This is a genomic window from Chthonobacter rhizosphaerae, assembly GCF_013839525.1.
Taxonomy (GTDB): domain Bacteria; phylum Pseudomonadota; class Alphaproteobacteria; order Rhizobiales; family Pleomorphomonadaceae; genus Chthonobacter; species Chthonobacter rhizosphaerae.
Genome location: NZ_JACDIS010000004.1, coordinates 62,264 through 82,257, shown reverse-complemented (window position 1 = coordinate 82,257; position 19,994 = coordinate 62,264). Strand labels below are relative to the sequence as shown.

At 71.8% G+C, this 19,994-nt stretch carries 16 protein-coding genes; 9 read left to right on the top strand and 7 right to left on the bottom strand.

Annotated features, from left to right (window positions below):
- Nucleotides 1–167: 167 nt before the first annotated feature.
- On the bottom strand, nt 168–1,151 hold the full coding sequence (cbiB, locus tag HND91_RS08600; protein ID WP_181706156.1) for an adenosylcobinamide-phosphate synthase CbiB: 984 nt from the start codon (nt 1,149–1,151) through the stop codon (nt 168–170).
- On the opposite strand from cbiB, the gene cobD reads away from it, so the two are divergent.
- Nucleotides 1,150–2,175 (top strand): threonine-phosphate decarboxylase CobD, encoded by a 1,026-nt coding sequence (gene cobD / locus HND91_RS08595; RefSeq protein WP_181706155.1) that lies wholly within the window; start codon nt 1,150–1,152, stop codon nt 2,173–2,175. The genes cbiB and cobD overlap by 2 nt on opposite strands.
- Nucleotides 2,176–2,246: 71 nt before the next feature.
- Here the strand turns inward: cobD and HND91_RS08590 are convergent, their stop codons facing one another.
- The gene (locus HND91_RS08590; protein ID WP_181706154.1) at nt 2,247–2,699 is read right to left on the bottom strand and encodes a hypothetical protein; all 453 of its coding nucleotides are present in this window, start codon (nt 2,697–2,699) and stop codon (nt 2,247–2,249) included.
- Nucleotides 2,700–2,984: 285 nt separating this feature from the next.
- Here HND91_RS08590 and parA point away from each other — a divergent pair, with 285 nt between their 5' ends.
- Both parA and HND91_RS08580 read left to right on the top strand, forming a co-directional pair.
- Nucleotides 2,985–3,635, top strand: coding sequence for a ParA family partition ATPase (gene parA / locus HND91_RS08585; protein WP_181706153.1), 651 nt, complete (start codon nt 2,985–2,987; stop codon nt 3,633–3,635).
- A 162-nt stretch (nt 3,636–3,797) separates the two neighbouring features.
- Complete coding sequence (locus tag HND91_RS08580; RefSeq protein ID WP_181706152.1) at nt 3,798–4,217, top strand: cupin domain-containing protein; 420 nt, start codon at nt 3,798–3,800, stop codon at nt 4,215–4,217.
- Nucleotides 4,218–4,240: 23 nt separating this feature from the next.
- Here the strand turns inward: HND91_RS08580 and HND91_RS08575 are convergent, their stop codons facing one another.
- The 5 genes from HND91_RS08575 to HND91_RS08555 all read right to left on the bottom strand — a co-directional run bounded on the left by HND91_RS08575 (nt 4,241) and on the right by HND91_RS08555 (nt 12,086).
- On the bottom strand, nt 4,241–7,171 hold the full coding sequence (locus tag HND91_RS08575; RefSeq protein WP_181706151.1) for a bifunctional diguanylate cyclase/phosphodiesterase: 2,931 nt from the start codon (nt 7,169–7,171) through the stop codon (nt 4,241–4,243).
- 98 nt (nt 7,172–7,269) lie between these two features.
- Entirely contained in the window at nt 7,270–7,641 is a 372-nt protein-coding gene (locus HND91_RS08570) for a response regulator (RefSeq protein ID WP_181706150.1), read from the bottom strand.
- Between the two features lie 30 nt (nt 7,642–7,671).
- The gene (locus tag HND91_RS08565) at nt 7,672–9,102 is read right to left on the bottom strand and encodes an ATPase domain-containing protein (RefSeq protein WP_181706149.1); all 1,431 of its coding nucleotides are present in this window, start codon (nt 9,100–9,102) and stop codon (nt 7,672–7,674) included.
- A gap of 156 nt (nt 9,103–9,258) precedes the next feature.
- Nucleotides 9,259–11,322, bottom strand: a complete 2,064-nt coding sequence (locus HND91_RS08560) for a hybrid sensor histidine kinase/response regulator (RefSeq protein WP_181706148.1) — start codon at nt 11,320–11,322, stop codon at nt 9,259–9,261.
- Complete coding sequence (locus tag HND91_RS08555) at nt 11,319–12,086, bottom strand: response regulator (protein WP_181706147.1); 768 nt, start codon at nt 12,084–12,086, stop codon at nt 11,319–11,321. Before HND91_RS08555 ends, HND91_RS08560 begins: the two co-directional genes overlap by 4 nt.
- Nucleotides 12,087–12,247: 161 nt before the next feature.
- Here HND91_RS08555 and HND91_RS08550 point away from each other — a divergent pair, with 161 nt between their 5' ends.
- The 6 genes from HND91_RS08550 to HND91_RS08525 all read left to right on the top strand — a co-directional run bounded on the left by HND91_RS08550 (nt 12,248) and on the right by HND91_RS08525 (nt 19,812).
- A complete protein-coding gene (locus HND91_RS08550) occupies nt 12,248–12,568 on the top strand; it encodes a hypothetical protein (RefSeq protein ID WP_181706146.1) in 321 nt (106 codons plus the stop codon).
- Between the two features lie 132 nt (nt 12,569–12,700).
- Nucleotides 12,701–13,309: a CDP-alcohol phosphatidyltransferase family protein gene (locus HND91_RS08545; RefSeq protein ID WP_181706145.1), complete on the top strand. Its 609-nt coding sequence runs from the start codon at nt 12,701–12,703 to the stop codon at nt 13,307–13,309.
- Nucleotides 13,306–13,980, top strand: a complete 675-nt coding sequence (locus HND91_RS08540) for a lysophospholipid acyltransferase family protein (RefSeq protein WP_181706144.1) — start codon at nt 13,306–13,308, stop codon at nt 13,978–13,980. The genes HND91_RS08545 and HND91_RS08540 overlap by 4 nt, the downstream gene beginning before the upstream one ends.
- On the top strand, nt 13,977–14,906 hold the full coding sequence (locus tag HND91_RS08535) for a phosphatidate cytidylyltransferase (protein WP_181706143.1): 930 nt from the start codon (nt 13,977–13,979) through the stop codon (nt 14,904–14,906). The genes HND91_RS08540 and HND91_RS08535 overlap by 4 nt, the downstream gene beginning before the upstream one ends.
- A gap of 146 nt (nt 14,907–15,052) precedes the next feature.
- Nucleotides 15,053–16,219, top strand: a complete 1,167-nt coding sequence (locus HND91_RS08530) for an isovaleryl-CoA dehydrogenase (RefSeq protein WP_181706142.1) — start codon at nt 15,053–15,055, stop codon at nt 16,217–16,219.
- 107 nt (nt 16,220–16,326) lie between these two features.
- Complete coding sequence (locus HND91_RS08525; protein ID WP_181706141.1) at nt 16,327–19,812, top strand: indolepyruvate ferredoxin oxidoreductase family protein; 3,486 nt, start codon at nt 16,327–16,329, stop codon at nt 19,810–19,812.
- Nucleotides 19,813–19,994: the final 182 nt, after the last annotated feature.

Genomic DNA, 19,994 nt, shown 5'->3' with positions numbered 1-19,994 from the left:
GGCGAAACGCCCGAGTTCACGCGGATCTGCCATGCACGCCCGGCATGAACGTCCGCCGATCCGTTAACCGGATGGTGACATGCGTCGCGGGGCGGAAGGATCGGCCATGGCCGATGCACGGTCCGGTCCTCGCCGATGCGCAGGTTTGACGAGGAAATCGGCCGGCCTCAGTGGGGCACCACCGCGACCGCCGCCAGGAGGGCCACGAAGCCCTGGAGGAGAAGCACGCGGCGGTAGAGGCGGAGCGCGCGGTCGATGTCGTCGCGGGTGGCGTCGGCCCGGCCGTCGCCCATGAAGGCGGCCTCGACGCGGCCGGACGGGTAGGTGCGCGGGCCGGCGAGCTTCAGCCCGAGGGCGCCCGCGAAGGCTGCCTCCGGCCAGCCGGCGTTCGGCGAGGTGTGCCGGCCGGCGTCGCGCAGCACGGCGCGCAGCGCGCCGCCGCCGTCCATGCCGCGGCTGGCGGCGGCGGCGATGACGATGAGGACGGCAGAGAGGCGCGAGGCGGGCAGGTTGACGAGGTCGTCCAGGCGGGCGGCGGCCCAGCCGAAGGCGTGGTGTCGCTCCGACTTGTGGCCGATCATGCTGTCGGCCGTGTTGATGGCCTTGTAGAGGACGCCGCCGGTAAGGCCGAGAAGGCCGGTCCAGAGGGCGGGGGCGGTGACGCCGTCGGAGAGGTTTTCCGACAGGCTCTCGATCGCCGCCCGGCAGACCCCCGCCTCGTCCAGGCTCTCCGGGTCGCGCCCGACGATCATGGCGACGGCCTTCCGGCCGCCCGGCAGCCCGCGGCGTTTCAGGCCGTCGCGCACGGCCGCCACGTGGTCGTGCAGGCTGCGCTGGGCGAGAAGGCTGGAGGCGAGGAGGCCGAGGACGAGAAGGGCTGCCGCCGGGCCGAGGCCGACGGCCAGCCGCTCCAGGACGAGCGCCGCCCCGCCCGTGACGGCGAGGAGGATGAGGAGGGCGAGGATGCCGCGCCGGCGCCGGACCGCGAAGGCGAGCTCCGGCCGGTTGAGCCGGCGGTCGAGCCATGCGATGAGGGCGCCGATCCACACGACCGGGTGCCGGATCCGGGCGTAGACGGCCTCGGGATAGCCGACAGCCGCCTCGATGGCGAGGGCGAGCACCAGGACGAGCGGAGGCGGAGGAAGATCCATGACACACCGGGCGGAGAAGGCGGACGCTCTGCGGTCGCACATCCTCACCCACGGCGGCAACCTGGAAAGCGCCATGGCGCTCTACGGCGATGCGCCGCGGCCGTGGATCGACCTCTCCACCGGCATCAACCCGGTGCCCTATCCGGTGGGCGACCTGCCGGCGGACTGCTGGACGCGCCTGCCGTCGCGCGCGGCGGAGGAGGCGCTCGCGGCGGCGGCTGCCAAGGCCTACGGGGTCTCGTCGGCCGGCATGGTGGCGGCGGCGCCGGGCACGCAGGCCCTGATCCAGCTCCTGCCGCGGCTCCGGCCGGCGCGCCGGGTGGCGGTGCTCGGCCCGACCTACGGCGAGCACGCGCTCGCCTGGGCGGCGGCGGGCGCGGAGGTGCGGACGGTGGCGAGCCTGGACGGGGTCGCGGACGCGGACGTGGTCGTGGTGGTGAACCCGAACAACCCGGACGGCCGGGTCCTGGCGGCGGCGGACCTGCGGGCCGCGGCGGCGGACCTCGGCCGGTCGGGCGGGCTCCTGGTGGTGGACGAGGCCTTCGCGGACGGGCTGGACGGGGTCAGCCTCGCGCCGGACCTGGACGCCCTCGGCGCGGCGCTGGTGCTGCGCTCGTTCGGCAAGACCTACGGCCTCGCCGGCGTGCGGCTCGGCTTCGCGCTCGCCCCGGCGCCGGAGGCGGCGCGGATCCGGGCGGCGCTCGGCCCGTGGGCGGTGCCGGGACCGGCGCTCGCGATCGGCGTCCGGGCGCTGGCCGACCGGGCGTGGCTCGACGCCGCGATGGCCCGGCTGCGGCGGGACGCGGACCGCCTCGACGGCCTCCTCGCCGCGGCGGGCCTGCGGCCGGCCGGCGGCACGCCGCTGTTCCGGCTGGCCGAGACGGCGGACGCGGGCGCCTGGTTCGACCGGCTCGCCCGGGCCGGAATCCTGACGAGGCCGTTCGACTACGCACCCCGCTGGCTGCGGTTCGGGCTTCCGGGCGACGCGGCCGCCTGGGCGCGCCTGGAGCGGGCGCTCGCCTGAACCCGCCCGGCCCGCGCCCGCGCCGGGAGCGGCGCCCAGTCCACTGCCCAGTGCATCGCCCAATCCGGCGGCTAGTCCGGCGGCAGGCGGGCGGCCACCAGATCGCCGAAGAGCGGCCGGGCGGCGGTGCGCCGCGCGGACGGCCCCGGCCTCGCGCGGTCCTCCAGCGCGGCGGTGAGCGCCGTCAGGAGGTCGAGCGGCAGGCACGGATAGGGGATGCGCCAGGACTCGAACGGCAGAAGGTCCAGCATGTCCGCCGGGCAGACGGTGACGAGGCGGATCCACGGCCAGTTGGAGTTGATGGTCCAGACGAGCTTGGGGCAAGGCTCGCAGTCCGGCTCCAGGGCGATGAGGGCGGCGGCCACGTCGCTGGCCTGCCGTTCCAGGCGATCGAGGCAGGCCGGGGCGCTTTCCAGCGACACGAGGCGCAGGCCGGACTGGCCGCTGAGCGAGAAGAGATCCGCCCGTGTGGCCGGGTTCTGGCTGACGATCAAGAGTTCCGGCGCGTGGGTGGACTGTCCCATGGCGTAGCCTCGCTTTGCCCCGTCCGCTCCCTCATTGGTGGGGATTACGCCCGGATGAGCGGACCGGTTGCACCGGGCGTCCGGACAGGGTGAACGGGTCGTTAATTCGGGCATCGAGAGAAAGTCGTCCGCGCCGGCCGACAAGACGACCGGCCCGACGGGGCCGTCTATTGGTCGAGCAGGTGCATTTCCCGCTCCGCATGGATGATGCGCTGCAGTATAAGCGGGGCCGGGGCCGCTGGACGACACGGGATCCAGGGGCCGGAGACTGGATAGCGAGGGCTCATGGCCGGAAAGATCATCGCGGTCGCCCAGCAGAAGGGCGGATCCGGAAAGACCACCGTGGCGGCTCACCTTGCGCTCGCGCTCGGCGAGGGCCTGCGGGTGGCGCTCCTCGACGTGGACCCCCAGGGCAGCCTCGGCCAGTGGTTCGAGCGCCGGGAGGATCGCCTCGGCGAAGGGGAGACGGGCCTGTCGTTCCGGACCGCCAGCGGCTGGGGCGCCAAGCGCGAGGCCCGCAGCCTCGCCCGCGACCACGACCTCGTGGTGGTGGACACGCCGCCGAAGTCCGACATCGAGGCCCGCCATGCGATCGAATCCGCCGACCTCGTCGCGGTGCCAGTGCAACCGACGGCGGTGGATCTCTGGGCCACCGGCGCCACCCTGGCGATGATCGAACGCGGCGGCCCGCCGGCGCTTCTCGTCGTCAACCGGGTGCCGCCGCGGGCGACCGCCTCCGGGGCGGTGATCGACGCCATCCGGGCGCTCGACGCCCCCATGGCCGTCCAGCACCTCGGCAACCGGGTGGTCTTCTCGTCCAGCATGGGCCAGGGGAGCACGGCGACGGAGCTGCCGGGGGGCGGCAAGGCGGCGGACGAGATCCGCGCCCTGGCGGCGGAGCTGCGCCGGCATCTCGGCTGGCCCGACGGCACGTGACGGCTGTTTGGTCCCGCCGCCGGAAAAGCGCTCCAGAGTCGACAAGCTGGAGCATTCTCTCGGCGACCGGGTCGTGCAAACTTGATCGGAGAATGCCCTAGGATGACGGGGCGCCGGCTCGCGGGCCGGCGCGTCCGACCATCCGCCGACCGGAGGCTCACCATGGCGAGCGACACCGTTTCCAATCCCACCTGCCGGGTCGTCCGGGCCGGCGCCGCCTTCGTGGGCAAGCAGGCGCTCACCTACACGCCGGCCATCTCGGCCGAGACCGTGGGGGCGCGCGGCATCCACATGCAGATCGTCACCATCCCGCCGAAGGCGCGCGCCAGGGCGCACAAGCACGCCAGCCACGAGACGGCCATCCACGTGCTGAGCGGGGAGTCCGGCATGTGGTACGGCGAAGGCCTGACCGAACACCTGACCGCGGTGGCGGGGGATTTCCTCTACATCCCCGCCGACATGCCCCACCTGCCCTACAACGCCTCTGAGACGGAGCCCTGCGTGGCGGTGATCGCCCGCACGGACCCGAACGAGCAGGAGAGCGTGGTGCTGCTGCCCGAGCTCGACGGCCGGATGCCCTGAGCGAGCGGCACGGGAGCGACGAGTCAGCCGGCGGCGGCCCGGGGCGCCCGCAGGTCGTCGAGGACGGCCGCGAGGGCGCGCGGGCGGCCGATGGCATAGCCCTGCGCCATGGTGCAGCCGAGCGCCTTCAGGAGCGTCAGCTGCTCCTCCGTCTCCACGCCCTCCGCCGTGGTGGCGATGCCGAGGCTGAAGCCGAGGCCCACGATGGCGGTGACGATGGCCCGGCAGTCGGCGCTGACCGCGAGGTCGCGCACGAAGGACTGGTCGATCTTGATGGTGTCGAACGGGAAGCGCCGCAGGTAGCCGAGGCTGGAATAGCCGGTGCCGAAGTCGTCCATCGCGATCGAGATGCCGAGGGCGTCGAAGGCGTCCAGCACCTTGACGGTGGCCTCGCTGTCGCGGAGCAGCACGCTTTCGGTGATCTCCAGCTCCAGCCGCTCCGGCGGCAGGCCGGAAAGGGCGAGCGCCCGGCGCACGGTGCTGGCGATGTCGTCGCCGAGGAACTGGGCCGGCGACAGGTTGACGGCGACCTGCAGGCCGCGCGGCCAGCCGACCGCGTCGCGGCAGGCCTGTTCGAGCACCCAGCGGCCGAGCTCGTAGATGAGGCCGCTCTCCTCCGCGACCGGGATGAATTCCGCCGGCGAGATGGCGCCGAGGCGCGGATGGACCCAGCGCAGCAGGGCTTCGTAGGCGGTGATCCGACCGGTGGCGAGGTTCATGATCGGCTGGTAGTGCAACTCCAGCTGGCTGGTGCCGATCGCGGTCATGAGCTCCGCCTCCAGGAGCCGGCGGCGGCGGATGCCCGCGTCCATGACCGGCTCGAAGAAGCGCGCGACGCCCCGGCCGTCCGCCTTGGCCTTGTAGAGGGCGAGATCGGCGGCCTTGAACAGCACCTCGGGGTCCGCCCCGTCGCGCGGCGCGAGGGCGATGCCGACGCTGGTCTCCACCTGCGCCTGATAGCCCCCGATGGCGAACGGCTCGCACACGGCGGCGATCACGCGCTCGGCGAGAGCCAGCACGGCCGGCTCGTCCGTGCGCGACCGCGACAGGATCACGAACTCGTCGCCGCCGAGCCGCGCCACCGTGTCGTCGCTGCCGACCAGACCGAGCAGCCGCTCGGCGACGCCGCAGAGCACCGCGTCGCCGGCCTGATGCCCGAGGGTGTCGTTGATCGGCTTGAAGCGGTCGAGGTCGAGATAGAGGATGGCGGCCGCCTCGCCGGCGGACCGCACGTCCGCAAGCGCCTCCTCCACCCGCTCGCGGAAGAGCGACCGGTTGGGCAGGCCGGTGAGCGGGTCGTGGCGGGCGAGGTAGGCGATCCGCTCCTCCGCCTTCCGGCGCTCCGTCACGTCCTCGTAGGTGTTGACCCAGCCGCCGTCGGTCATCGGCTGGTAGCTGGCCGCGATGATCCGCCCGTCCGGCAGGGTCTGGTGCACCAGCGAGGCGTGGCGCGACGCCAGGCGGGCGAAGCTGCCGGCGATGTGCCGCTCCCGCTCCGCGTCCGACAGGCCGGCCACGTCGCAGTAGTGGTCGAGGAGCGCCCGCATGGGAATGCCCGGCCGCACCACGGTCTCGGACATGCCGTAGAGCTTCAGGAGGTTGGCGTTACACACGGTGACGGTCAGGGTCGCGTCGAGCATCAGGAGGCCCTGCGACATGTTCCGGAGCGCGGCGTCGAACTGGGTGTTCTGGCGGTGGTATTCGGCGTTGACCGCCTCGATCGCCCGGTTGTGGGTCTTCAGGTCTACCATGGTGGCTTCCAGGCGGGCCCGCTCGCGCGCCTGGTCGCGGAAGGTCGTGAGGGCGCGGGCCATGTCGCCGATCTCGTCGGTCCGCCCGGTGCTCGGCACGCGGGTGTCGAGATCGCCGTCGACGATGTCCCGCATGACGTCGGTCATCTGGCGGATCGGCGCGGAAACCGCCTTCCCGGCGATCAGGCCGACCGTGCCGGCGCCCAGCAGCAGGATGGCGCCCAGGATGGAGAGGCCGCGCCAGAGGTCGCGGCTGTTGGCCTCCACCACCGACATGGGCACGCTGGCGACGAAGCTCCAGGTCTGGCCCTTGAGGTCGAAGTCGATGGGCGAGGCGATCCGGACCACCGAGCCGCCCTCGGACGTCGCCATCTCGTGGTGGGTGCGGCCCGCCTTGACCGAGCGCAGCAGCGCCGGCGAATAGCCCGCCTCCGCGGCGGGCCGGCCGACGAGGTCCGGGTTCACGTGGGCGACGATCAGGCCGGCGGCCGACACGACCGCGGTTTCGCCGCCGCCGGCCAGGTGCAGCGGGGTCACGAAGCGCTGGATGTCGGCGAGCGTCAGGTCCACGCCCGCGACGCCGATCACCCGGCCGCCCGGCGCCCGGACGGGCACCGCCGTGGAGGTCATCATGACGCTGGCGTCGCCCTGGGCGCCGTCGAAGGTCTCCAGGTAGGGCTCGATCACCGCCTCGTTGCCGGTCTCCCGCGGCACCCGGAACCAGTCGCGCTGGAGCTGGTCCGTCTGGTCCGTGGACCCGTCGTAGACGTTGAGGCGCACCGCGCCGTCTTGGCGGATGTAGTAGTAGTTGATCATGCCGTTGACGTCGTGGCCGGGCTGGCCGGCGTAGACCCGGTCCCGTCCGTCGAACGCGTTCGGCTCGAACACCATCCAGGTGCCGAAGAGCGCCGGCTCCTTCTCCAGCGACAGGCGCAGCGCCTGCATCACCTGCCAGCGGTCGGTCCGGCCGGTGAGGAGCTGCGCCTCGGCCACGCTGGCGAGCCCGCGCGCCACCATGCGGCCGCGGTTGATCTGCGCGCGGACCCGCTCGGCGTAGCGGTCCGCGTTGGTGATCATCTCCCGGTCCAGGAAGGCGCGCGTGGTCTTCTCGGTGTACCAGGCGGCGGCGCCGATCACGGCCATCAGGCTCGCCGTCAGCACCAGCGAGATCAGGATGGATGTCTTGGTGCCGATGGACCTCATGCAGCCGCCGAATTCATGTGCGCTGCAGACACACTAATTATCATGTGTTTTGAGGCGGTAAACGTCGGCTCCGACAGGGTCGCCGGTCGGTCCGGCTGCTAGTCGGCCTTCGACGGCGGACCGACCAGTTCGCGCACCACGGACACCATGCGCTCCACCACGAACGGCTTGTCGAACACGTGCGTGAAGAGATCGCCCCGCGCCCGGGCGATCTCGGCCTGGGCGCCGCTCATCAGGAGAATCGGGACGGTGCCGCCGGGGGTGCGGCGGATCGCTTCGGCGAGTTCCAGCCCGTTCATGACGGGCATCATGTAGTCGGTGATGACGAGAGCCGGCGCGAAGCTCCGGAAGAGGTCGAGCGCCTTGCGGCCGTTTCCGGCGGACACGACCGTATAGCCCAGGTCCTCCAGCGCGAAGGCCAGGATGTCGGCGATCAGATACTCGTCATCCGCGACCAGGATCGTCGTCATGTCTCGGCTCCGGCCTGAACGATGACGCGCTCACGCCGTTGGCGCGGCGCCCGGCGAGAACGCCGCGACAGGGCCGGTCGGCCGGAAGTGGAGCCCGGTGGGTGTCGTGACGAACTCGTGAACCGATGCGTCATAGGCGCTGTGCCTGATCTTCACAATGGACAGAACCCGCTTCAGTTCCGTCCCGCGCTCCACGAACCGCATGAGAAGAAGGTTGTCGGTGATGCTGGCGATGTTCGGGGCCGGCGCGCGCGAGGGCGTGCCGACGATGTCGGCGGTCTCCCAGGTGGCGAAGACGGTGACGCCGAGGCTGCGCAGGGCGTTGAAGAGCGACATGAAGAAGGGCACGTCCCGGCCTTCCGTGCTGCCGCGGCGCGCCAGGGCGCCGATGCTGTCGATGACGAGGCGTCTGGCGCCGGTCTCCCGGACCGTGTCGAGGACGCGGTAGGCGATGGCGTCCAGGATCTGGTCGGTCGGCGGCACCCAGACCGGGTGGAGGACACCCGCCGCGCGCAGGCCGGCGATGTCGAGGCCGAGCGCGGCGCCCTTCGCCTCCAGGCGGGGCGGGGTCTCGAACAGGCCGAGCACCACGGCGGGCTCCGCGCGCGTGGCCTCGGCCGCGAAGGCGAGGGCCATGGAGGTCTTGCCGGTTCCCGAGGCGCCGATCACGAGCGTGGACGAGCCGACCGGCAGGCCGCCGCCGACCATGCGGTCGAGGTCGCCGATGCCGGTCGAGACGCGCCTGTCCTCCGGGTCGTCGGGCGCGCGCGAGCCGATGGAGCGGGATTCCAGGCGCGGGTGGACCCGGATGCCGTGGCCGGTGATCTCGAACTCGTGCAGGCCGCCGAGCGCGCCGGTGCCGCGCGTCTTCTTCATCTGCATGCGACGGACCGAGCGGACGCCGACGATCTCCTCGGCGAGTTCGATCACGCCGTCCACCATGGTGTGCTCGGGCGAGCTGTCCTCCAGACGGGCGCTGGTGAGGAAGAGCACGGTGCAGCCCGCGAAGGCCGCGTGGCCCTGGAGGGCGGCGATGAACTTCTTGGTGTCGAGCTGGGTCTCCGCCCGGGAGCGGGCATTGAGGAGCCCGTCGACGATGAGCACCGTCGCCCCGTGCCGGGAGATCTCGCGCCGGATCAGGGTGACGACGCCGTCGAGGCCCTCGTCCTCCAGGGTTTCGAAGGCGCTGACGTAGCTGATCTCCGCGCCCACCCTCGCGGGGTCGAAGAAGGCCAGGGTGGAGAGGAACTGAAGGAGCCGCTCATGGCTCTCCGACAGGAGGGTCGCCACCAGCACGCGCCCGCCGCCGGCGGCGTGGTGGAACGCGATCTGGTTGGCGAGGATCGTCTTGCCGGAGCCGGGCCGGCCCTGGACGATGTAGGACGCGCCCGCGACGAGGCCGCCCTCCAGGATCTCATCGAATCCCCCGATGCCGCATTGTAGCCGGTCCAGCTGTCTCACGCCGATGCTCCCCATCGGTGATGATTAAGTTTGAATAACACATACATTCCTCTCGCGGGACACGAAAAGGGCCCGATCGCCGCGGCGGCCGCAAGGCAGCATCCCGTGCCGACGCACGGGCGGCGAGGGCCCGCGCGACCGGCGCCGTCAGGATCTTCAGGCGAGCGCGGCGAGGACGTCGGCCGCGCGGAAGGGCTTTTCGATCACCGGCGCGTCGAGGGCGGCGGCGTCCGCCCCGGAGCCGAAGTGGTCGCCGGTGACGAACACCACCCGGCGGGCGAGCGCCGGCTGGGTGACGGCGAGCGTCTCGCGGAACCGGCGGCCGTCCATGACGGGCATACGCAGGTCGCAGAACACCACGTCGAAGGCGGTTTCGGAAGTCCGGGCGAGGCCCGCCTCGCCGTTCTCCGCGAGGGTCACCCGATGGCCGGCGCGCTCCAGGATGTCGCGGAGAAGGTCGGCCACCGCCGGCTCGTCGTCGACGACGAGGACGGCGCGGCCGCCGGGCGCGGCCGGCCGGGCCGGCGCGGCGGATCCGGCGGCGAGAGCCCCGGGGGCGGCGGCCGGCAGCGTCATCCGGAACCAGGCGCCGCCCTCCGGGCGGTTGCCGGCCGTGAGCGAGCCGCCGTGGGCCGACACCATGGCGTGGCTGACCGCGAGGCCGACGCCGGTGCCGGCGCCGACCGCCTTGGTGGTGAAGAAGGGCTCGAAGATGCGGGGCATCACCTCGTCCGGGATGCCGGGACCGGTGTCGAGCACCAGGACGCTCGCCTCGCCCGGCTCCGGCCCCGACGCGGTCCGGACGGTGAGGAGGCGCGGCCCGTGCCCGGACCCCATGGCCTGGACGGCGTTGACGGCCAGATTCACGACCACCTGGACGATCTGGTCCGGGTCGGCGTCGACCGCCGGCAGGCCGGGGTCGAGCTCCAGGGCGACGGTGACGCCGCTCGACCGGGCCGCGTAGGCGACCATGTCGAGGGCGGCGCGGATCGGCTCGTCGAGGGCGACGGCCCGCCGCGAGACCGGGTTGTGCCGCGCCATCTTGAGAAAGGTCTGGGCGATCCGGCTGCAGCGCTCGGCCGCCTCGCGCAGGCGGCGCAACTGGTCGCGCTGGCGGTCGTCGGCGCAGTCCTCCTCCAGCATCACGGCGCGGCCGACCACCACCGACAGGGGATTGTTGAGCTCGTGGGCGATGCCGGCGAGGAGCGAGCCGAGGGCGGACATCTTCTCGCTCTGGTGGAGAGCGTTGCGCTGGCGCGCCGCCTCCGCCTCAGCGGCCTTGCGCTCGGTGAGGTCGCGCACGTAGGCGACGAAGAGGCGGCGCTGGTTGGGGCGGATCTCCGTGACGGTGAGCTCGATGGGGATGCGGCCGCCCGCGCGGGTGACCGCCTCCATCTCGACGCGGCGGCCGAGCAGGCGCGACTCCCCGCCCGCCAGGTAGCGCCGGAAGCCGGTCGCGTGGGCCTTGCGCATCTCCGGCGGCACGATGGCGTCGACGAGCGGGCGGCCGAGGATGTCGTCGCGCCGGTAGCCGAACAGGACCTCGGCGGCCGGGTTGAACTCCAGGACGCAGCTCTCCTCGTCGATCACCACGATGGCGTCGAGGGCGGAGCGCAGCATGGCGAGCCGGCTCGCCTCGCTCATCATCAGGCTGGAGCCGGACAGCTCGATGGCGCTGCCGATCAGGTAGGCGACCGACTGCAGGACCGATCGTTCGCCCGCGGTCCACTCGCGCTCGCGCTCGCAATCGTCGAACCCGATATGCCCCCACCAGGCGTCGTTGACCATGATCGGGATGGACAGGAACGACAGGATGCGCTGGTGCTCGAAGTCGGCCCGCAGATAGCCTGTCAGGTCCCGCGTGTGGCCCATGATGGCCTCGCCGCGACGGCGGCGCTCGGTCCAGTCGGCGAACACCGGATCGGGCGAGACCGCCTCGTCGATGTTGCGCGGGTCGGTGGCGAGCGGCGCGAGGCCGGGCGCCGCCCAGTCGAACAGGCAGGTCTGGCCGAGGCCGGCGCCGGGCAGTTCGTGGATCTGGAAGAGGTAGACCCGGCTGACCCTCAGCCGGCGGCCGAGACCCGCCAGGATCTCGTCCATGTGCGCCGTCCAGGTGCGGCTGGAGCGCAGCAGCCGGACCACGTCGGCGATGCCGGCTGCGAGGCCGTCGTCGTCCGCGCCGGGGCGGACCGGGTCCGCGAGGCCGCCGGGGGAGGTCATGCGGTCCCCGCGGCGGACGGATCGAACAGGTAGCCGGCGCCGCGCACGGTGCGGATCACGCGCGGCTTGTCCGGGTTGTCCTCGATCTTCTTGCGCAGGCGCATGATGCGGATGTCGATGCTGCGGTCGAACGCCTCCGCGTCGCGGTTGTGGGCGAGGGTCAGCAGCTGGTCGCGGCTGAGCACCCGGTTCGGCCGCTCGGCGAAGGCCTTGAGAAGGTCGAACTCCATGGCGGTGAGCGGCACCTCCTCGCCGGCGAGGCTGTAGAGCCGCTGGGCCTCCAGGTTGAGGGTGAAGCGGCCGAACCGGACTTCGTGGCCGTGCCGCGCCTGGGGCGTCGCGCCGTCGGCGGGCGCGAGCCGGCGGACGAGGCTGCGCACCCGCGCCAGCAGCTCGCGCGGGTCGAAGGGCTTGGCCATGTAGTCGTCGGCGCCGAGTTCCAGGCCCACGATCCGGTCGACCGTCTCGGCGCTCGCCGTCAGCATGATGATGCCGATCGCGCCGGACTGGCGCAGGTAGCGGGCGAGGCTGAGCCCATCCTCGCCGGGCATCTTCAGGTCGAGGATGACCACGTGGACGGGGCGGACCGCCAGCACCGCCCGCATGGCCGCGCCGCTCTCGGCCGCCGTGACGGCGAACCCGTGGCGGACGAGATAATCCCGGACGAGCTCGCGCACCTCCGTCTCGTCGTCGACGACGAGGACGTGCACGGGCGCGGCCTCGGCCGCCGCCTGCTCCGTCGTCTGGAAGGTCTCGAGCCCCATCCCCCGGCCCCGCATGCGAGAACGGGCCACCGGCCGCACGGGCGGCCTGTCTGACCCATTCATTGAAACAATTGAAACACAGTCGGGGGGCTCGCGGCAAATTCCTGAAACCGGCGGGGACTAGAACGCCTCATCTCAACGTGACAGACCGGATTTCAGCCATGTCTTTCGCCTTTCTTCGCCAGGCCGCCATCGCGTCCTTCATCGTCGCCGTCGGAACCGGTCTTGCCGGCATGGTTCCGCCGACCCACGCCGTGACCGCGACCGCCGAAGCTGCCGCGACGCCGCCTCCGCTTACGGAGGCGCCGCGTGGAGACCTGCCCGAAGCCGCGTCCGTCTGCCGGACCTCGCAGTGGCCCTATCGCCCGGCCGAGTGCCTGCACCGGGCCGACGGCCGTCGCGTGGCGCCGGTGCGCTGGGTGACGGTGGAGACCCGCGTCGGCGAGGAGGCGTCCGCCCTCGTGGCCGTCGTGGCGGAGTAGGGGCGGCGGGGCGGGCGCGCGGCGGAAGCGGCCGCCGGGTGATCATCTTTCGATGACGACTGCCTTTTCTGGTGATCTATTTACGACTTCTAATTCATTCTGGCCGGCATACGGCCGCAAGGACATTTCCCCATGACGCTCTACGCTCTGAAGCCGCGGTTCCAGGACCTGCTGCGTCCGATCGTGAAGCGTCTCGCAGAGCGGGGCGTCACGGCCAATCAGGTGACCATGGTGGCGGCGGTCGGGTCCGTCGCCACCGGTCTGGCCGTGACGCACGCCGCGCCCGCCTGGGCGGCCTTCCTGGCGCTGCCCGTGTGGCTGTTCGCGCGCATGGCGCTCAACGCCATGGACGGCATGCTAGCGCGCGAGTTCGGCCAGAAGAGCCGCCTCGGCGCCTACCTCAACGAACTCGGCGACGTGGTGTCGGACGCCGCCCTCATCCTGCCCTTCGCGGTGGTGCCGGCGTTCGATCCCACCGGCGTCGCCCTGGTGGCGGTGCTGGCGATTGTCTCCGAACTCGCCGGTGTCCTCGGCCTCATGGTGGGCGCCTCGCGCCGCTACGACGGGCCGGTCGGCAAGAGCGACCGCGCGCTCCTTCTCGGCGCGCTCGGCCTCTGGATCGGCCTCGGCCTGCCGGTGCCGGACGGGGCGGGCTACCTGATGCCGCTCCTCGCCCTCGGCCTCGTCGCCACCATCGTGCGGCGCGTGCGGGCGGGCCTTGCCGAAGCGGGCGCGCCATGACGCGCCGGCTCGCCGCCGCGGCGGCCACCGTCGCCGTCACGGCCTTCGCGCGCGTCGTGACGGGGGTGCGGCCCAACTGGGTCGGCGCGTTGCCGGACCCGGCGCCGCGGGTCTATTTCGCCAACCACGCCAGCCACGGCGACTTCGTGCTGATCTGGACCGTGCTGCCGCCGGCGATCCGCCGGCGCACCCGGCCCGTCGCCGGGGCGGACTACTGGCTGAAGGACAGGCTGCGCCGCTTCCTCGGCATCGACGTGTTCGACGCGGTGCTGATCGAGCGCGACCGCGCCGCCCGCGCCGCCGACCCGATCGGCCGCATGACCGACGCCCTCGACGCGGGCTCCTCGCTGATCCTCTTTCCGGAGGGGACGCGCAACATGACCGAGGCGCCGCTCCTGCCGTTCAAGTCCGGCCTCTACCATCTGGCGGCCGCCCGGCCGGAGGTGGACCTGGTGCCGGTCTACATCGAGAACCTCAACCGGGTGATGCCGAAGGGCGCCCTGGTGCCGGTGCCGCTTCTCTGCACGGTGACCTTCGGCGCCCCCATGCGGCTCCGGGCCGGCGAACCGAAGCCCGCCTTCCTCGCCCGGGCGGAAGCCTCGCTCCTCGCGCTCGCCCCGCGCGGCGCGCCCCGGACGGCCTCCCCCTCCACGCCCGCCGAGACCCGATGACCGACCCGACCCTTCCGCTCTTCGCCGGCATCGGCGCCGTCCTGATGGTCGCCTCCCTGATCGGCGCGATCCTCGCCCGGCGGGCGGGCGACACGCCGAGCCCGGCGATCGAGAACCTCAACGCCCGCATCAAGGCCTGGTGGGTGATGGTGGCGGCGATCGGCATCGCCTTCCTGGCCGGCAAGGCGGGGGTGATCCTGCTGTTCGCCTTCGCGTCCTTCGCGGCGCTGAGGGAGTTCCTGACCCTGACGGACACAAGGCGGGCCGATCACCTCGCCCTCAGCCTGATGATCTTCGTGGTGCTGCCGGTGCAGTACTACCTGATCTGGATCGAGTGGTACGGGCTCTACTCCATCTTCGTGCCGGTCTGGGTCTTCCTGCTGCTGCCCATCGTGGTGGCGGTGCGCGGCGACGTGCGCGACTTCATGGAGCGCGTCGCCGAGATGCAGTGGGGGCTGATGATCTGCGTGTTCTGCCTCAGCCACGTGCCGGCGCTGCTGACGCTGGACATTCCAGGCTACGACGGCCGCGAACTGCTGCTGATCGCCTTCCTGGTGATCGTCGTCCAGATCAGCGACGTGCTGCAGTACGTGTGGGGCAAGCTGTTCGGGCGGCGCAAGGTGGCGCCCAGCCTTTCGCCGTCGAAGACCTGGGAGGGCCTCGTCGGCGGCGTGGCGAGCGCGGTCGCGATCGGGACGGCGCTCTGGTGGATCACGCCCTTCTCGCCGCTCGAGGCCGCCTTCATGGCGCTCGTCATCACGCTGATGGGCTTCTTCGGCGGGCTCGTCATGTCGGCGATCAAGCGCGACCGCGGCGTGAAGGACTGGGGCCGCATGATCGAGGGGCACGGCGGCATGCTGGACCGGCTGGACAGCGTGGTGTTCGCCGCCCCGATCTTCTTCCACCTGGTCCGGTACGGATCGTGACAGCCATGCTGACGTAATTTTCGGTCGGGAACGGGTCCAAAATAAAAACGAACGATCGATTGATTCTGAGCGGCAACGGCCGGACAGTAGGTGGGTCGAAACCGCCCGGCGAAGAGGCGGTTCGAGCGCTCCGGGGAGGACCGCCGATGGCCGTGACGACCGGCTTGGATTTCGGTCTCGGTGAGACCGCCGACATGATCCGCGACAGCGTGCGCGCCTTCTCGGCCGAGACCATCGCGCCGATCGCCGAGGCGACCGACCGGGAGGACCGCTTCCCGCGCGAGATCTGGCCCGCCATGGGGGCGCTCGGCCTTCACGGCATCACCGTGGAGGAGGACTGGGGCGGCGCCGGGCTCGGCTATCTGGAGCACGTGGTCGCCATGGAGGAGATCTCCCGGGCGTCCGGCTCGATCGGCCTCTCCTACGGAGCCCACTCCAATCTCTGCGTGAACCAGCTGCGCCGCTGGGGCACCGACGACCAGAAGCGCCGCCACCTGCCGAAGCTGATCTCCGGCGAGCACCTGGGCGCGCTCGCCATGTCGGAGCCGGGGGCCGGCTCGGACGTGGTCTCCATGGCGCTGAAGGCGGAGCGGCGCGGCGACCGCTTCATCCTCAACGGCACCAAGATGTGGATCACCAACGGCCCCTCGGCCGACGTGCTGATCGTCTACGCCAAGACCGACCCGGCCGCCGGCCCCAAGGGCATCACGGCCTTCCTGGTGGAGAAGGGATTTCCGGGCTTCTCGGTGGCCCAGAAGCTGGACAAGCTCGGCATGCGCGGCTCGGAGACGGGCGAACTCGTCTTCACCGACTGCGAGGTGCCGGCCGAGAACGTGCTCGGGCCGGTGGACGGCGGCGTGAAAGTTCTGATGTCCGGGCTCGACTACGAGCGCGCGGTGCTGGCGGGCGGGCCGCTCGGCCTGATGCAGGCGGCGCTCGACGTGGTGCTGCCCTATGTGCACGAGCGCCGGCAGTTCGGCCAGCCGATCGGCACCTTCCAGCTGGTGCAGGCCAAGATGGCCGACATGTACGTGACGCTCAACGCGGCCCGCGCCTACGTCTACAGCGTGGCGAAGGCCTGCGACCGGGGCGCCGTGACCCGCGAGGACGCGGCCGGCGCCATCCTCTACGCGGCCGAGGCGGGCACCCGGATGGCGCTCGACGCCATCCAGCTCCTCGGCGGCAACGGCTACATCAACGACTACCCGACCGGGCGGCTGCTGCGCGACGCCAAGCTCTATGAGATCGGCGCCGGAACGAGCGAGATCCGCCGCATGTTGATCGGACGGGAGCTCTTCGCCCGTTCGGGCTGACGGCTCCCGGACGAACGGGGGTCAGGACTGATCGAGACCGCCCACGGCCGGCCGCGCAAGAACGGCCAGCATCGAGAGCCGGGACGGGTTTTTCCGGAGGAAGACCCATGGCTGACGGATCCGCCCCGAGGCGGCCTTCCCTCGAGGACAAGTACGACCTGACGGAGGACCGGGTGTTCGTCTCCGGCGCCCAAGCGATCGTGCGCCTGTGCCTCGCCCAGAAGGAGATGGATCGCCGCCGCGGCCTCAACACGGCCGGCTACGTGACCGGCTACCCGGGCTCGCCGCTCGGCGGCATCGACGGCCAGTTCCGCCGGGCGAAGAAGCACCTCGCGGCCAACGACATCGTGTTCTCGCTCGGCATCAACGAGGAGCTGGCCGCCACCGCCGTCTGGGGCACCCAGCAGGCGGAGCTGCGCGGGGAGGGCCGGTTCGACGGCGTGTTCGGGCTCTGGTACGGCAAGGGTCCGGGCGTCGACCGCTGCGGCGACGTGTTCCGCCACGCCAACTTCGCCGGCACCTCGCGCCACGGCGGCGTGCTCGCCCTGATGGGCGACGACCACAACGCGGAGAGCTCGTCGACCGCGCACCAGTCGGAGTTCCACTTCGTCGACCTGATGATCCCGATCCTGCACCCGGCCGGCGTGCACGAGCTGATCGAATACGGCCTCTACGGCTGGGCGATGAGCCGCTTCACCGGCACCTGGGTGGCGATGAAGTGCGTGAAGGACAACATCGAGTCGACCGGCTCCATCGACGGCTCGTTCGCCGACCTCGAGATCGTGACGCCCGCGGACTTTCCGATGCCGCCGGGCGGGCTGAACATCCGCCTCGGCGACACGCCGCTCGCCCAGGAGGCGCGCGTCCACGACCTGAAGCGGGACGCGATCCTGGCCTTCGTGAAGGCGAACGGGCTCAACCGCACCGTCACTGCCGGCGGGTCCGACCCGGTGATCGGCATCCTCACCGTGGGCAAGTCCTACCTCGACACGCTGCAGGCGCTGGAGGAGCTGGGCCTCGATCTCGAAGCGGCGGACGCGCTCGGCATCCGCATCCTGAAGGTCGCCTGCCCGTGGCCGCTCTCGCGCGAGGAGCTGGCCCGCTTCGCTGAAGGCCTGACGCTCGTGATGGTGGTGGAGGAGAAGCGCTCTCTGATCGAGGTGCAGTTCCGCGAGGAGCTGTTCGGCCTGCCCGACATGCCGGTCTGCATCGGCAAGAAGGACGAGGCGGGCGAGTGGCTGTTCCCGGTGAAGGGCGCGCTCGACCCGAACGCCATCGCGATCGCCCTCGGCGAGCGGCTGCAGCGCCTGCGTCCGACCGAGCGGATCGCCGCCCGGCTGGAGCGGCTGAAGGCCGTGGAGGCCCGGGCCGCGGCGACCCCGGACATCGGCAAGCGCGTGCCGCACTTCTGCTCCGGCTGCCCGCACAATTCCTCCACCGTGCTGCCGGACGGCGCCCGCGGCATCGCGGGCATCGGCTGCCACTACATGGTCCAGTGGATGGACCGGGAGACCGAGGGCATCACCGCCATGGGCGGCGAAGGGGCGAGCTGGATCGGCGAGAGCCTGTTCTCCAGGCGCCGGCACGTGTTCCAGAACCTCGGCGACGGCACGTTCAACCACTCCGGCGTGCAGGCGGTGCGGGCGGCCGTGGCGGCCGGGACCACGATCACGTTCAAGATCCTCTACAACGACGCGGTGGCGATGACCGGCGGCCAAGCCCACGAGGGCGGCCTGACGGTGGACGCGCTCGCCCGCCAGGTGGCGGCGCTCGCCGTGAACCGGCTGGTCGTGGTGGTGGACGACCCGGCCAAGTATCCGCCCGGCATGCGCTGGCCGGAGGGCACCGAGATCCGCCCGCGCGAGGACCTGATGACGGTCCAGAAGGAGCTCGCCGAGGTGGATGGCGTCAGCATCCTCCTCTACGACCAGACCTGCGCGGCCGAGAAGCGCCGCCGGCGCAAGCGCGGCACCTATCCGGACCCGAAGACCCGGGTGTTCATCAACGAGCGGGTCTGCGAGGGCTGCGGCGACTGCGGCGTCCAGTCCAACTGCGTGTCGATCCAGCCGAAGGAGACCGAGTTCGGCCGCAAGCGGCAGATCGACCAGTCGAGCTGCAACAAGGACTATTCCTGCCTGAAGGGCTTCTGCCCGTCCTTCGTGACGGTGAAGAACGCCGAGCCGCGGAAGCACGCGGGACGCGGCGCCGGCAGCGACCTCGACGCCCTCGCGGCGGCCCTGCCGGAGCCGGCGGTGGTGCGCCCCGCCGGGACCTGGAACGTGGTGATGACCGGCATCGGCGGCACCGGCATCGTGACCGCCGGCGCCGTGCTCGGCATGGCGGCCCACATCGAGGGCAAGGGCGTCGGCATCATCGACATGGCCGGCCTCGCCCAGAAGGGCGGCGCGGTGATCAGCCACCTGCGCTTCGCCGAGACGCCGGACGCCATCAAGGCGATCCGGGTGTCGGCGGGGAGCGCCGACCTGGTGCTCGGCTTCGACATGGTGGTGGCCGGCTCGAAGAAGATCCTCGCCGCCGCCGACGGGGCGCGCACCCACTTCCTCGTCAACACCCACGAGGTGATGCCGGGCGACTTCACCCGCAACCCGGACTTCTCGCTGCCGATCGCCGGCATCCGGCGGGCGATCGAGGCGACGGCGCTCTCCACCCGCTTCCTCGACGCGACCGCGGTGGCGACGAGCCTCCTCGGCAACTCCATCGAGACCAACGTGCTGATGCTGGGCGTCGCGTCCCAGATGGGCCTGCTGCCGGTGACGCCGGCCGCCATCGAGCAGGCGATCGGCATGAACGGCGAGGCGGTGGCCGCCAACGTGGCGGCCTTCCGCTGGGGCCGGCTGATCGCCCACGACCCTTCCGTGCTGCCGTTGCCGGCGACCGAGGAGGCCGACCCGCGCGAGGCGGAAACGCTGGACGCCCTCATCGACAAGCGCGCCGCCTTCCTGACGGCCTACCAGAACGCCGCCTGGGCGGAGCGCTACCGGCGGCGGATCGAGCGCCTGCGTGCCCTGGAGGACAACCGCACCGGCGGCGAGCGGCTGACCCGGGAGGCGGCGAAGAGCCTCTTCAAGCTGATGGCCTACAAGGACGAGTACGAGGTGGCGCGGCTCTTCGCCGACGAGGCCTTCCTCGCCTCCCTGGACCACACGTTCGAGCGCGGCAAGGACAGCCGGATCGAGTTCCACCTCGCCCCGCCGCTCCTCGCCCGCACGGACCCGGCCACCGGCCGGCCGCGCAAGATGACCTTCGGCCCCTGGATGCTGCCGGTGTTCCGCATGCTCGCCAAGGGCCGCGTCCTCCGCGGCACGCCGGTCGACCCGTTCGGCTGGACGGCCGAGCGCCGGCACGAGCGCGCCATGATCGCCGACTTCGAGGCGGACCTCGACCTGATCGAGGCGCGGCTGTCGGCCGACACCCTGGACACGGCCGTGGACCTCGCCGCCCTGCCGCAGTCGATCCGGGGCTTCGGCCCGGTGAAGCAGGCGAACGCCGAGCGGGCGAAGAAGCGGCACGAGGAACTGGTGGGACGGATGTCGCGCGGACCGGTGCCGGTGGAGAGAGTGGCCGCGGAGTAGGGAAAAGGCCGGACGCGCCGTTGGGCAGGGCAGGGGTGTGGTGAGGGGGAAGGCGGTATTGCATGGGCACAGATAATCCTTCCCCTCAGGGGAAGGTGGCCCCGCAGGGGCCGGAAGGGGTTGTATTCTTGTTTTTGGCTATCGAGCGGCTGACCCGACGAGGTCCGTGTTAAGGCTGTCGG

Coding starts and splice junctions, on each gene's coding strand:
- cbiB (WP_181706156.1), bottom strand. CDS start 1,151: ATGGATCTTCCTCCGCCTCCGCTCGTCCTGGTGCTCGCCCTCGCCATC.
- HND91_RS08570 (WP_181706150.1), bottom strand. CDS start 7,641: ATGACGACGATCCTGGTCGCGGATGACGAGTATCTGATCGCCGACATC.
- HND91_RS08530 (WP_181706142.1), top strand. CDS start 15,053: ATGGCCGTGACGACCGGCTTGGATTTCGGTCTCGGTGAGACCGCCGAC.
- cobD (WP_181706155.1), top strand. CDS start 1,150: ATGACACACCGGGCGGAGAAGGCGGACGCTCTGCGGTCGCACATCCTC.
- HND91_RS08560 (WP_181706148.1), bottom strand. CDS start 11,322: ATGACCTCCCCCGGCGGCCTCGCGGACCCGGTCCGCCCCGGCGCGGAC.
- HND91_RS08555 (WP_181706147.1), bottom strand. CDS start 12,086: ATGGGGCTCGAGACCTTCCAGACGACGGAGCAGGCGGCGGCCGAGGCC.
- HND91_RS08580 (WP_181706152.1), top strand. CDS start 3,798: ATGGCGAGCGACACCGTTTCCAATCCCACCTGCCGGGTCGTCCGGGCC.
- HND91_RS08575 (WP_181706151.1), bottom strand. CDS start 7,171: ATGAGGTCCATCGGCACCAAGACATCCATCCTGATCTCGCTGGTGCTG.
- HND91_RS08540 (WP_181706144.1), top strand. CDS start 13,306: ATGACGCGCCGGCTCGCCGCCGCGGCGGCCACCGTCGCCGTCACGGCC.
- HND91_RS08535 (WP_181706143.1), top strand. CDS start 13,977: ATGACCGACCCGACCCTTCCGCTCTTCGCCGGCATCGGCGCCGTCCTG.
- HND91_RS08590 (WP_181706154.1), bottom strand. CDS start 2,699: ATGGGACAGTCCACCCACGCGCCGGAACTCTTGATCGTCAGCCAGAAC.
- HND91_RS08525 (WP_181706141.1), top strand. CDS start 16,327: ATGGCTGACGGATCCGCCCCGAGGCGGCCTTCCCTCGAGGACAAGTAC.
- parA (WP_181706153.1), top strand. CDS start 2,985: ATGGCCGGAAAGATCATCGCGGTCGCCCAGCAGAAGGGCGGATCCGGA.
- HND91_RS08545 (WP_181706145.1), top strand. CDS start 12,701: ATGACGCTCTACGCTCTGAAGCCGCGGTTCCAGGACCTGCTGCGTCCG.
- HND91_RS08550 (WP_181706146.1), top strand. CDS start 12,248: ATGTCTTTCGCCTTTCTTCGCCAGGCCGCCATCGCGTCCTTCATCGTC.